Source organism: Marilutibacter spongiae (assembly GCF_014145325.1).
In the GTDB taxonomy this organism is placed as follows: domain Bacteria; phylum Pseudomonadota; class Gammaproteobacteria; order Xanthomonadales; family Xanthomonadaceae; genus Marilutibacter; species Marilutibacter spongiae.
Genome location: NZ_JACHTF010000012.1, coordinates 14,172 through 26,558 on the forward strand (window position 1 = coordinate 14,172; position 12,387 = coordinate 26,558).

At 69.5% G+C, this 12,387-nt stretch carries 9 protein-coding genes; 1 reads left to right on the forward strand and 8 read right to left on the reverse strand.

Going from position 1 to position 12,387, the window contains the following annotated elements; translation table 11 throughout:
• Positions 1-91: 91 nt before the first annotated feature.
• Positions 92-1,153, forward strand: a complete 1,062-nt coding sequence (locus H4F98_RS11485; RefSeq protein ID WP_182687973.1) for a LacI family DNA-binding transcriptional regulator — start codon at positions 92-94, stop codon at positions 1,151-1,153.
• 58 nt (positions 1,154-1,211) lie between these two features.
• Here H4F98_RS11485 and H4F98_RS11490 read toward each other — a convergent pair whose 3' ends face one another.
• The 8 genes from H4F98_RS11490 to H4F98_RS11525 form a co-directional block, all read right to left on the reverse strand.
• Entirely contained in the window at positions 1,212-3,776 is a 2,565-nt protein-coding gene (locus tag H4F98_RS11490) for a glycoside hydrolase family 3 N-terminal domain-containing protein (protein ID WP_425487601.1), read from the reverse strand.
• Positions 3,773-5,188, reverse strand: coding sequence for a sugar porter family MFS transporter (locus H4F98_RS11495; protein WP_182687790.1), 1,416 nt, complete (start codon positions 5,186-5,188; stop codon positions 3,773-3,775). The genes H4F98_RS11490 and H4F98_RS11495 overlap by 4 nt, the downstream gene beginning before the upstream one ends.
• 40 nt (positions 5,189-5,228) lie before the next feature.
• Positions 5,229-6,563 (reverse strand): xylose isomerase, encoded by a 1,335-nt coding sequence (xylA, locus tag H4F98_RS11500; RefSeq protein ID WP_182687792.1) that lies wholly within the window; start codon positions 6,561-6,563, stop codon positions 5,229-5,231.
• A gap of 42 nt (positions 6,564-6,605) precedes the next feature.
• Complete coding sequence (gene xylB / locus H4F98_RS11505; RefSeq protein ID WP_182687794.1) at positions 6,606-8,099, reverse strand: xylulokinase; 1,494 nt, start codon at positions 8,097-8,099, stop codon at positions 6,606-6,608.
• Positions 8,100-8,319: 220 nt separating this feature from the next.
• On the reverse strand, positions 8,320-9,021 hold the full coding sequence (locus H4F98_RS11510) for a DUF6445 family protein (protein ID WP_182687796.1): 702 nt from the start codon (positions 9,019-9,021) through the stop codon (positions 8,320-8,322).
• 24 nt (positions 9,022-9,045) lie between these two features.
• On the reverse strand, positions 9,046-10,575 hold the full coding sequence (locus H4F98_RS11515; RefSeq protein ID WP_220479199.1) for a tryptophan halogenase family protein: 1,530 nt from the start codon (positions 10,573-10,575) through the stop codon (positions 9,046-9,048).
• Between the two features lie 17 nt (positions 10,576-10,592).
• Positions 10,593-11,609, reverse strand: a complete 1,017-nt coding sequence (locus H4F98_RS11520) for a cupin-like domain-containing protein (RefSeq protein WP_182687798.1) — start codon at positions 11,607-11,609, stop codon at positions 10,593-10,595.
• A gap of 7 nt (positions 11,610-11,616) precedes the next feature.
• Complete coding sequence (locus H4F98_RS11525; RefSeq protein WP_182687800.1) at positions 11,617-12,360, reverse strand: SapC family protein; 744 nt, start codon at positions 12,358-12,360, stop codon at positions 11,617-11,619.
• Between the last annotated feature and the right edge of the window lie 27 nt (positions 12,361-12,387).

The window sequence follows — 12,387 nt, forward strand, 5'->3', positions numbered from 1 at the left end:
GCGACGATATGCATCATCATCCGTTCCTGAGCGAGGTCCGGATCGGTCGGCCGCTGCGCGGCACCGTCATGGTCGCAGAAGGGAACGCGTGTTGAACAAGCCGAAGAAATCGATCCGCCGGAAAAGCAGTGGCGTGACGATCGACGAAGTGGCCGCGCTGGCCGGCGTGTCGCCGATGACCGTATCGCGGGTCATCAACAACCAGGGCAAGGTCCGCGACGCCACCCGCGAGCGCGTCATGCACGCGGTGCGCGAGCTCGACTACACGCCCAACCTCGCGGCGAGCTCGCTGGCGGCCGCGCAGCACACGCGCATCGCACTCATCTACACCAACCCCAGCGGCGCCTACCTCCGCGAACTCCTGCTGGGCGTGCTGCGCGCCGCTTCGCGCACGGCGGTCCAGCTGGTCGTCGATTACTGGGACGAGCTCGATGCCGAGGCCGAACGCAAGGCCGCCCGCGGCCTGTGCAAGCGCGTCGATGGGGTGATCCTGCCGCCGCCGTTGTGCGAGTCGCGCGCGGCGGTGGCCGAATTCGTCAAGGGCGGCGTGCCGGTCGTCGCGATCGCATCCGGCCGGCTCAGCGACGAGATTTCCTGCGTCCGCATCGACGATTTCCGCGCGGGCAAGGAGCTGGCCGAGCACCTGATCCAGCGGGGCCACGCCCGTATCGGCTTCATCCGCGGCCGCACCGATCTCAATGCCAGTGCGCGCCGCTACGATGGCTTCCTGGCCGCCCTGCACGAGGCGGGCCTCGAGGTCGCCGACGAGCTCGTCCAGGACGGGGACTACACGTACCGCGCCGGACTCGCCGCCGCCGAGAAGCTGCTCGAGCACGGGGATCCGCCCACCGCCATCATCGCGAGCAACGACGACATGGCGGCGGCCGCCATCTCGGTCGCGCATCGCCGCGGCCTCGACGTGCCGCGCGACCTGTCGGTGGTGGGCTTCGACGACACCTCGGCGGCGACCACGGTATGGCCCGAGCTCACCACCATCCACCAGCCGATCGCCTCGATGGCCGACACGGCGATCGACATCCTCCTGCGCAGCATCAAGCGCAGGAGCGACAGCGCGCGCGTGCTGATGGACCATGTCGTGCCTCACGGCCTGGTCACCCGCGATTCGGTGGCGGCGCCACTCAAGCGAAAGTAGCGCGCGGGCGCCCCCGTGACCGGCGGCCACGACAGCGCGGACAGGCGCCGCGACGGGCTCATGCGTCGGGACACGCCACGCTCGCCTGGGCTTCATTGAGTGCCCCCAGGGCCACGCGCGACACCGACAGGGTCATCGCCCCGTCGGTACCGATGGACCAGGGCCGGTCCAGCCGGCCCACGTCCGCGCCGGCCTTGGCCAGGCACTTGAGCGGCACGCCGACCCGTGTCCATTCGCCGGCGGGCAGCTTCGCCAGGGTCGGTCCCAGTGCAACGCGCCCCGTGCATCCCGGTCCGCAGCCCACCGACAGCCAGGCCTCGCCACGCGGCGGCGCGTCAACGCGCAGCGTGGTCAGCAGCATCACATCGCCGTTGCTTTCGCGCTGCACGTCGAGCGACACATGCGATTGCAGGGCCACGACCGCTTCGCCCGCGCCGGACCAGGCCAGCCGGCGTGCGTCTTCCTGCGCCATGTGGTCGACGCCGGTCACGCGCACGAGGTCGCCGTCCAACGCCTCCGGCACCTGGGTGACGGTGACGCTCTGGCCGCCCGTGCCTTCGAGGCGCAACGCCATGCCCGACGCCGCTTCGCCGCGCGCGAAGTAGACGCCCCTCGCACCGGCGTCGCCCACCGGGCCGGGGTCCTCCGGCAACGCGGGCAGCTCGCCGTCGTCGGCGTAGCCGAGGCCGAAACCGAAGGCGAAGAGCGGGTCGTAGCCCTCCTGTCCGGTGTTGTTGACGTATTGCGTCGCGGTGCGCGGCCAGCTGAAGGACAGCTTGCCGCTGAAGTCGTACTGGACGCTGCCATCGGCCTTGCGCAGCAGCACGTCCGCGACGCCCTCGCCCTCGGAGCCCGGCAGCCAGGCCGCGACGAACGCGTCGGCCGCATTGATCTCGCGGTTGACCCACAGCGGCCGGCCGCTGAGGAACACCGCCACCACCGGGATACCGTCGGCCTTCAAGCGCTTGATCAGGGCGAGGTCGGTGTCGTCGCCGGGCTTGTACAGCAGGGTCTGGAGGTCGCCTTGGAACTCCGCGTACGGGTCCTCCCCGAACACCACCACCGCGACGTCGGGCTTGTCGGTGTACGTCCCGTCCTCGGACAGGAGCGCTTCGCCGCCCGCGGCGCTCGCCTGCCGTGCGATCCCCTCGTAGATCGAGTCGGCATTGGGGAAGTCCTTGCGCACGGTGCCGGTGCCCTGCCAGTTGAGCGTCCAGCCGCCGGCCTGCTTGCCGACGTCGTGGGCGCCGTCGCCTGCGACGAGGATGCGCTGGCCAGGAGCGAGGGGCAGGACGCCACCTGCGTTCTTCAGCAACACCAGCGACTCCCGCACCGCCTGGCGCGCCACGGCACGGTGCTCGGGCGAGCCGAGCAGGGCGAAGTCGCCGCCGATCTCGCGCGAGGACGGCTTGCCCGCCTCGAACAGGCCCAGGCGGAACTTCACCCGCAGGATCCGTCGCACCGCGTCGTCCAGCCGCTCCTGGCTGATCGCGCCCGACTTCGCGGCCGCCAGCGCGGTCTCGTAGAAGCCCTTCCAGCTGTCGGACGCCATCGCCATGTCCAGGCCGGCGGTGATCGTCGCCGGGCAGTCGCTGTTCGTGCAGCCCTTCACCTGGCCGTGGCCGTTCCAGTCGCCGACGACGAAACCGCCGAAGCGCATGCGGCCCTTCAGCACATCGGTCAGGTACGGCGCGTTGCCGTGCATCTTCTCGCCGTTGACGCTGTTGAACGAGGCCATCACCGTCTGCGCGCCGGCGGCGATCGCCGGCGGGTAGCCGGCGCCATGGATACGCGCCAGGTCGGCCTCGCTGATGCGGGTGTCGCCCTGGTCCTTGCCGTCCGCGGTGCCGCCGTCGCCCACGAAGTGCTTCACCGAGGCGATGACGTGGCGTCCGTCGAGGAAGGCCGGCGTGCCCACCTTGCCCTGCAGGCCCTCGACCATCGCGCTGGCATAGCGGGCGACGATCTCCGGCGATTCCGAGTAGCCCTCGTAGGTACGCCCCCAGCGATCGTCCTGTGGCACGGCCACGGTCGGCGCGAACGCCCACTCCATGCCGGTGACGCGCGTCTCCAGCGCGGTGATCTCGCCGATCCGGCGCAAGAGTTCCGGATTGCGCGTGGCGCCCAGGCCGATGTTGTGGGGGAACAGGGTCGCGCCGACGATGTTGCTCTGCCCGTGCACCGCGTCGATGCCGAAGAGCACCGGGATCGCCTTGCCCCCCTGCGAGGTGTCCATCGACGCTTCATGGAAGGCATCCGCCAGCGCCAGCCATTCGGCGGGCGAGGCGTCGTAACGGCCGCCGGGATCGGAGTTGCCGCCCGCGAGGATCGATCCCAGGCGGTACTTGCGAACGTCCTCCGGCGTGAGGCTGGCGATGTCGCCCTGGACCAGCTGCCCGACCTTCTCTTCCACGGTCATCGTGGCCATCAGTTCGCTGATGCGCTGCTCGAGCGCGGGGTCCCCGGCGAGGGGCCAGTCCACCCGCGGCCATGGATTGGCATCGGCCGTGGCGGGTGCCGCCGCCGGCTCGCCGCCTTGGCAGGCGCCCAGTGCCAGCACGACGGCGGCCACCAGCGCGGCCGTGGGCCGCCGCATCGCAGTCCGGTTCGTCATGGTGCTCATCCCTCCATCTGTTCCAGCTCCTTGCCCCGGGTCTCGTGCACGTACTTCAGGACGAAGACCACCGACAGCGCCGCGGCCAGCGTGTAGATGCCGTACGCGCCGGCCAGTCCGATGCCGGCCAGCAGCATCGGGAAGGTCCAGGTGACCAGGAAGTTGGCCGACCATTGCGCCAGTCCGGCGATGGCCAGGCCCGAACCGCGGATCTGGTTCGGGAACATCTCGCCCAGCATGATCCACATCACCGGCCCCCAGGACATGTTGAAGAACGCCACGTAGAGATTGGCGGCCACCAGGGCCAGCACGCCCATGCCGTCCGACAGCCGCAGCGTGCCGGCGCCGTCCAGCTCGCCGCTCGCGAACGCGAATGCGACCAGGCCCAGGGTCACGGCCATGCCCGCCGAACCCGTCCACAGCAGCGGCTTGCGCCCCACCTTGTCCACCAGGAACATCGACACGACGCACGCGCCGATGCTGAGCGCGCCGGAGATCACGTTGATCAGCAAGGCGTCGTTTTCGGAGAAGCCCACCGCCTGCCACAGCACCGCGCCGTAGTAGAAGACGACGTTGATGCCCACCAGTTGCTGGAACGTGGCCAGGCCGATGCCCACCCAGACGATGGGGCGGATGCGGCCCGTGGTCCTGTTCACCACGTCCGACAAGCGCGGCATGTGGTGGTCGGACGCCAGCGAGGCATCGATCTCCGCCAGCTTGCGGTTGCCTTCCGTTTCTCCGTAGAGGCGATGCAGCACGGCCGATGCCTGCACCTTCCTGCCCCGCGCCACCAGGTAGCGCGGGCTCTCGGGAATGAACAGCAGGGCGAGCAGGAACAGGGCTGCCGGCAGCATCTCCACCCAGAACATCCAGCGCCAGGCTTCGTGCCCGCCCCACAGCGGCGTCACCGACCCCCCGGCCATGCGGGCCAGCAGGTAGTTGCTGAGGAAGGCCGCGAACAGGCCGCCGATGATCGCGATCTGCTGCACCGTCGCCAACCGGCCCCGGTACTGCGCGGCGGAGACCTCGCTGATGTAGGCCGGCGACATCACGCTGGCCGCGCCCACCGCAAGACCACCCAGCACACGGTACAGCACGAATTCCAGCGATCCGCTGGCGATGCCCGAGCCCCAGGCCGAAACCAGGAAGAACACCGCCGCCACGATCAGCACGTTGCGGCGCCCGTAGTGGTCGGCCAGCCAACCGGCGAAGAAGGCACCCACCGCGCACCCCAGCAGCATCGAGGCGACGTTGAACCCGGTCCCCACCGAGTCCGAGTCGAACGCCCGCTGCAGGCCATCCACCGTGCCGTTGATGACCCCGCTGTCGAACCCGAACAGGAACCCGCCGATCGTCGCCACCACGCTGATCATGATGATCAGCCGGGTGTTCTCGCCTCCCCTCGTCGCCTGGCCCGTCATCGCCCCCCTCCTCGATCGTCGTGGTGTTGCGCCGTGGCGCTCAACGCAGCAGGTACTGGTTGAGCAGGTTCTCGTAGCGTTCCTGCTTGCCGCTGGCCTGGACCGGCTCGCCCTGGCCGGCGGCCAGTGCCGCCAGGCCGGCGAGGTCCAGCGCGCCGCCTTCGAACGCCTTGCCCTGTCCCGCGTCGAAGCTGGCGTAGCGTTCCCGGCGCCACTGTTCCCACGGCGAGTCGGTCAGCAGTGCATGCGCGACCTCCAGGCCGCGCGCGAACGCATCCATGCCACCGATGTGGCCCAGGAACAGGTCTTCCATGTCGGTCGACTCGCGGCGTGGCTTGGCGTCGAAGTTCAGGCCACCTTCCAACCCGCCCTGGCGCAGCACCACCAGCATCGCGCCCACGGTGTCGTACAGGTCGGTGGGGAACTGGTCGGTGTCCCAGCCGTTCTGCGCGTTGCCGCGGTTGGCGTCGATGCTGCCGAGCAGGCCGTGGTCGGCGGCCACCTGCAGGTCGTGCTCGAAGGTATGGCCCGAGAGCGTGGCGTGGTTGGCTTCGATGTTGAGCTTGAAGTCCTTCTCCAGCCCGTGCGCCTTCAGGAAGCCGGCGACCGTGGCGCTGTCGAAGTCGTACTGGTGCTTCATCGGCTCCATCGGCTTGGGCTCGATCAGGAAGTTGCCCTTCAGGCCGATGCTCCTTCCATAGTCGCGCGCCATGGCCAGGAAGCGGGCGAAATGCGCGAGCTCGCGCTTCATGTCGGTGTTGACCAGCGAGGCATAGCCCTCGCGGCCGCCCCAGAACACGTAGTGCTCGCCGCCCAGTTCGACGGTCGCCTCCAGGGCCGCCTTCACCTGCACCGCGGCGCGCGCGACGACGGCGAAATCGGGATTGGTCGCCGCGCCGTTCATGTAGCGCGGATGCGAGAACAGGTTGGCCGTGCCCCACAGCAGTTTCATGCCGGTGGCGTCCTGGCGCGCCTTGGCCAACCCGACCATGTGCTTGAGGTTCTTCTCGTACTGGCCGATGTCGTCGGCATCGGGCGCGAGGTCGACGTCGTGGAAGCACCAGTACGGCACGCCGAGCTTGGTGAAGAATTCGAAGGCCGCGTCGACCTTGGCCTCGGCCGTGGCCATCGGCGCGCCGGCCTCCCAGGGGAAATGGCGCGTGCCCGGGCCGAACGGATCGTGGCCGGCATTGCCGAAGGTGTGCCAGTAGCAGACCGCGAAGCGCAGGTGCTCCTGCATGGTCTTGCCACCGATCTTCTTGCCGGCGTCGTAGACCTTGAACGCCAGCGGGTTGTCCGAACCGCGGCCTTCGAACGGGATGCGGCCGATGCCGGGAAAGTACTCCTTGGCGCCGATGAAGGGCTGCGTGCTCATGGTGGGGGTCCTGTGGTTGAACGGGAAATGATGTTTGGGGCGTCAGCCGCGCTGCAGCGGGCTGACCGCGTCGAGGTACTGGAGGAACCGGCGGTACGCCGTCGTGTAGGCGGCGGCGCGGGACGCGTCCGGCGTGGCGGAGAGGGTGGGATCGACCGCCACGTGCACCCGCGCGAGCTCGGCGATGGACGCACCGTCGCCACGTGCACGGCCCCACGCCCACATCGCCTGGAGTGCGGCGCCGAACGCAGCGCCCTCGGCCTGCGCGGGCACGTCGACCGGCAGGCCGAACACGTCGGCGACCATCTGCCGCCACGCCGTGCTGTGGCTGCCGCCGCCGGTCAGCACGATGCGATCGAAGCGCATGCCCGCGCGAACGAAGGCGTCGTAGCCGTATTTCAGGCTGTAGGTCGCGCCTTCCATCGCCGCGCGGAAGACATGCGCCGGCGACAGGTTCGTCGTGTCCATTCCGGCCAGCACGCCCTTTCCGAGCGGCAGGTCGGGCGTGCGCTCGCCATTGAGGAACGGCAGCATGACCAGGCCATCGGCACCGGGCGGCGTGGCTTGCAGGTGGGTGTCGGCGTCGCGCACGCCCAGGCCGAACGCCCGGGCGACCTGCTCGGTCGCCAGGGTGCAGTTCATCGTGCAGACCAGCGGCAACCAGCCGCCGGTCGACGAGCAGAACGCCGCCCAGGCGCCCGCCGGATCGACCACGGGCGTATCCGAGTGCGCGAACAGGGTGCCGGAGGTGCCCAGGCTCATCGCCAGCCGCCCCTCCTCCACGCAGCCGGTGCCGATCGCGGCCATCATGTTGTCGCCGCCGCCGACGGCGACCTTCACCGTCGCGGGCAATCCGAGTCGGGCGGCGGTTGCCGGGGCGATGTCGAAAAGGGCATCCGGTGCGGCGATCGGGGGCAGGCAGGACGCCAGGTCGCGCTCCGGGTCCGTCGCTTCCAACAGGTCGGCCGACCAGGTCCGGGTGCGGACATCGAGCCAGCCGGTGCCGGAGGCGTCCCCATGTTCGCAGAAGCGCTCGCCGGTCAACACGAAGTTGAGGTAGTCGTGCGGCAACAGGATCGTGGCCAGGCGCGCATAGGCCTCGGGACGATGGGTCTTCGTCCAGGGAAGCTTGGACGCCGTGTAGCCGGCGAGGATGGGATTGCCGGCGCGCTCGATGGTGGATGCGACGCCGCCCACGGCGTCCATGATCCGCGCGCATTCGGCCGAGGTGCTGGTATCGCACCAGAGCTTGGCGGGCGCCAGCACCTCGCCCGCGGCATCCACCGGCACGAAGCCATGCTGCTGTCCGGACACCGCCAGCGCGACGATGCGCGCGCGCACGGACGGGTCGATGCGGTCGAAACAGGCCTGCATGGCCGCGACCCAGTCGGCGGGATGCTGTTCGCGGCGGCCGTCCTGGCCACTGATCAGGTCGAGCGGCTCGCTGGCTGTCGCCACGAGCGCACGGTCGGCGGGGTCGTAGACCACCACCTTCAGGCTCTGCGTGCCCGCATCGATCCCCGCGGCAAAAGCCATCCCACCCACCTCCAGAACAAAAAAGTTAGCGCTACCATTCCGTTCCCCAGAAAAAGGGGAATCGGTCGATTGCCCCTTCCACGGCATGCCGGGTGCGCCCCCACCGGTCCTGGGGACACTCTACCCAGCGTCGCCCGAAAAAGCGTGCTGCACCGCGGAATTTCATTTGGGACAATCACTTGCAGGCGTATCGCCGTCCCCGCCAGGCCGGTTCGCGAGCTCACGCCGTCACATCGATGAAGCTGTTGATCGACAGCCGACCGGTGGCGGGATCGGACGGCAGGGCGCGATCGTTCCCGATCCGGCCCGAGTGCAGCGAGTTCCGCCGGTACACGATCAGCCGGTTGAACACGCCTTCCACGCCGTCGATCCGCTCGAAGAACGGGGTGTCGCCATCGATGTAGCCCCCCTCGGCCACCCCTGCCTCGCGACGGCGTTCTTCCTCCAGGCGCGCGAAGTAGGCCGCATGGCGCCCCTCGTCGACATACTCGAACCCGGTGGCACGGTGCCGGTAGAAGTCCGTGCCGCCCCAGTCGCCTCGAAACAGGTAGTGCACGGTCGCCAGGCCGTTCCGGTGCACTGAGTCGATATGGGGGATGCGTTGCAGGTAGTGCAGGCTGGAGGGGGCCTGGGTGACCAGGGAGAAATGGCACATGGGAAACACGAAGCGCCCCGGCGCCAGGTCGAAGCACTCGGCCAGCAACGGATTGAGCACCGACTCCAGGAATCGCCCGTACGACAGGGGTGCGGCGGCGCGCAGGCCCGGGAACATCGAAGCCATTTTCCCGTAGTGGCGGGTGATGGCCTTGCCCACCATGCGTTCGGGGTCGGCGAGCAGCTGGTCGATGACCAATAGCGGCGCCCGCTCGCGACCGATCAGCCGCCGGCTGATGCGCAACCCGGGATGCGTGTCGAGCAGCATCGGTCCGCCCCGTTCCCGCGTGCGTCAGCGGGGCGCGGGGCGGCCGCCCCATACATCGGCGCCGGTCCTGCAATAGCCATCGATGAACGCCTGCTGCGACGGCATCGTGGCCACCGCCCGGTCGATGGGCCGGCGGATGGAATCCAGCAGCGAGCGGAGGCCCTCGTCCCCCAGCGCGCGCGCCAGCGGATGGGCCGGGCCGGGTTCGATCCCCTGCCCCAGCAACACATGGGTCCAGGAGTCGATGCGGAAGAGCTCGTCGGGATCCTGCCAGGCATGCGCGCGCTCGCGCCAGGCGCGCAAACGGATCTCCAGCGAATCGGGAAGCGCCATCTCGCGACAGGCCTTCCACATCGGCTCGTCGCGCCGGGTGGCGTGGTAATGGAGGATGATGAAGTCGCGCACGTGCTCCATCTCCGCGCGACTGACGTCGTTGTACAGGTCCACCAGCGACGACGCCATGCCATCGAAGGGGAACAACTGGACCAGGCGCACCACCGCGCTGATGGCCAGGTGGATGCTGGTCGACTCCAGCGGTTCGATGAAGCCGCTCGCCAGGCCCAGGGCCACCACGTTCCTGTTCCAGGCCTTCAGCCGCCGGCCGGTGCGGAACGGCACCAGCCAGGGCTCGCGGATGGCCGGCGCGCCGACGTCGCGCAGCAGCTTGGCGCGGGCCTCGTCGTCGGACATGTGGCGGCTGGAGAACACCAGCCCGCATCCCACGCGGTGCTGGAGCGGGATATGCCAACGCCACCCGGCCTCGTGCGCGATCGCGCGCGTGTAGGGGACCGGCGGGCCGACGGACTCGGTCTGCACCGCCACGGCGCGGTCGCTGGGCAGCCATTCGTTCCAGTCCTCGTAGCCGGTCTGCAGGGTCTGCTCGATCAGCAGGCCACGGAAGCCGGTGCAGTCGATGAAGAGGTCGCCCTCGACCACGGTGCCGTCCTCGAGGACCAGGGCGCTCACCGAACCGTCCTGCGCGTGCTGCCTGACCTCGCGGATCCTGCCCTCCAGTCGCCGCAGGCCATGGCCCTCGGCGATGCGGCGCAGGAACCGCGCGTACAGGCTCGCATCGAAGTGGTAGGCATAGTTGACCTGGGGCTGCGTCTGCAGCGAGAACCGGTCGCCGCGCGAGGCGACGGTCTCCAGGCAGAAGTCGCCGAGCTCCGACGGCATCCCGCGTCGAACGCTGTCCAGCCAGAAATGATGGAACGCCGCCGCCCAGGTGCCCTGCCCGGTGATCCCGAACGGATGAATGTAGCGCTCGCCCGGGCGGCGCCAGTTCTCGAACGAGATCGAGAGCTTGAACGTGCCGGCCACCGCGCGCAGGAACTCCTGTTCGTCGATCTGCAGGAAACGGTGGAAGGTCCGGATGGGAGGCACGGTGGATTCGCCCACGCCCACCGTCCCGATCTGTTCGGACTCCACGAGGGTGATCTCGAGCCGCTCACGGAACTGGTGCGACAGCGCGCAGGCGGCCAGCCAGCCCGCGGTACCGCCGCCTGCGATCACCACCTTGCGGACCGGGCCTTTCGGGGCGTCTGTGGCATCCAAGGGCGTGGCTCCGTGCGTCAGCGGTTGAGGCGGTTCAGAAGCATGGCGCGCATGCGCCTGGCCCGGGTATCGTCCATCGGTCCCAGCATGTCGCGGGCCTCTTCGGGCAGGTGCGCCCCTGCCCGTCCGGCCGGGCCGAACACGTAGTACTCAAAGACATGGGCCCAGGCCTGCTTCTCGCGCTCGGGCAGGTCCCGGATGGTCCACAGCGCATGGTGGAGCGCCGGCAAGGGCGAGGACAGATGCTCGGGCGAGCGGCGCCACCAGTAGTTGACCAGGACGTTGAAGGGTTCCAGGCTGCGTACGTGGTGCCACCACATGCTGGGGATGAAGATCGCGTCGCCCGGTGCCAGCGTCGCACTCTGCGCATGGGCGAGCGCCTCGCGGAAGCGCGGATGGCGCTCGAAGTCCGGCGCGTCGAAATCGACCACGCTGACGACCTGCCCGCCGGGCGTGGGTTCGAGCGGCCCCGGGTAGAGGTTCCCGACCTGGTCCGGGGAAAACAGGGTGAACCGGCGGCGTCCCACGGCACAGCAGGCCAGGTTCTCCGGCGCATCGAAATGGCAGGACGCGACCACCCGGTTGCCGATCCAGATGCTGGCGGGCGCGTGGATACCATGGGCCTCCAGCCCGAGTCCGTTGGCTCGCGAGAAGCCGGGCAATGCCCAGTCGACGAGGAGCGACGCCACGTAGTAGGTCGGCGGCCGTGGATCGCCGAGGTGGTCCTGGATCGCGTCGAGCACGTCGCCCAGGCGGCCTCGCTTCACCTCGAAGTTCAGGCGGGTGAAGTCGTCGCTGTAGAACGGCCGCCCGCCGATCTCCGGCCCGCCCCGGGAATACTGGATCGGGAGGCCCGCATCCAGGTCGCGCAGACAGGCCATCGCGCCCTGCGTGGAGCGCAGGCCCGCCTGCACCAGCGGCCAGTCCCGGGCGATGCCCTCCAGCACGACCGGCTGGCCATCGGCCACCAGCGCATCGAGCGGCAGCGCATCGGCCGCGATCCCGCGCAGCGTCCTGATCGCCGTGCCGTCCATCCGGGCGTCAGCCCTTGCCGTCCTGCTCGCGCAGGCGGCGCTGCTTTTCCGCCATCAGCCGGCGCACGTTGTGCAGCGATGCCAGCATCAGGTACGCCCCCTCCAGGTAACCCGCCCGGTTGAGCTCGAACAGCGCCGGCGCGTCCAGCGAAGCGAGTCGTTCGCGGGCGATGCCATGCAGTCCGCCGACGGCGACCCGGTGCTGGGCGTCCAGCTGCACGTCCAGTCCGACCGGCTCCAACAGGCCAGCGGCGTCCAGCGCGGCGAACATCCGCTGGCCGAAGCGGTTGCCGTCGTGGATGCCCCGCAGGATGCCGGCCACGTGCTCCAGGTAGGGGGTGTTGCCGCCCTGCGGCAGGAACAGGGGCTCGCCTTCGTCCCGGCCCACCCGCGGATGCTCCACGTCGACGTGCACCACCGGTTCCATGATCGCCTCGCCGTCGACGCGTTGCTCCTGGAAGCCGATCAGGAACGGCCCCTTGGCCGCGGCGCCCGGCAGGTAAGAGGCATTCCAGCGCCCGTCGCGCAGGAACAGGTTCTCGCGCTGCTCGAAGCCGAGCAGGGCCACCGACTGCCACTCGCCCTCCCCCGGTCCCTTCTTCAGGAAGATCGGGTATTCGCGCTGCAGCTCCGCGAACTCGCTGGGGAACGCCGGCACCATGCCCACGTCGTCGCCGAACTCGGGACCAAACCCCGTGGCGACGCGCAGGTCCTTGTGGGTCACGTTGTTGAGCAGCTCGTAGCGGGCCATCGTCAGCCTTGTGGAAAGCCGTTCCCC

Coding starts and splice junctions, on each gene's coding strand:
- H4F98_RS11490 (WP_425487601.1), bottom strand. CDS start 3,776: ATGAGCACCATGACGAACCGGACTGCGATGCGGCGGCCCACGGCCGCG.
- H4F98_RS11495 (WP_182687790.1), bottom strand. CDS start 5,188: ATGACGGGCCAGGCGACGAGGGGAGGCGAGAACACCCGGCTGATCATC.
- xylA (WP_182687792.1), bottom strand. CDS start 6,563: ATGAGCACGCAGCCCTTCATCGGCGCCAAGGAGTACTTTCCCGGCATC.
- xylB (WP_182687794.1), bottom strand. CDS start 8,099: ATGGCTTTTGCCGCGGGGATCGATGCGGGCACGCAGAGCCTGAAGGTG.
- H4F98_RS11510 (WP_182687796.1), bottom strand. CDS start 9,021: ATGCTGCTCGACACGCATCCCGGGTTGCGCATCAGCCGGCGGCTGATC.
- H4F98_RS11520 (WP_182687798.1), bottom strand. CDS start 11,609: ATGGACGGCACGGCGATCAGGACGCTGCGCGGGATCGCGGCCGATGCG.
- H4F98_RS11525 (WP_182687800.1), bottom strand. CDS start 12,360: ATGGCCCGCTACGAGCTGCTCAACAACGTGACCCACAAGGACCTGCGC.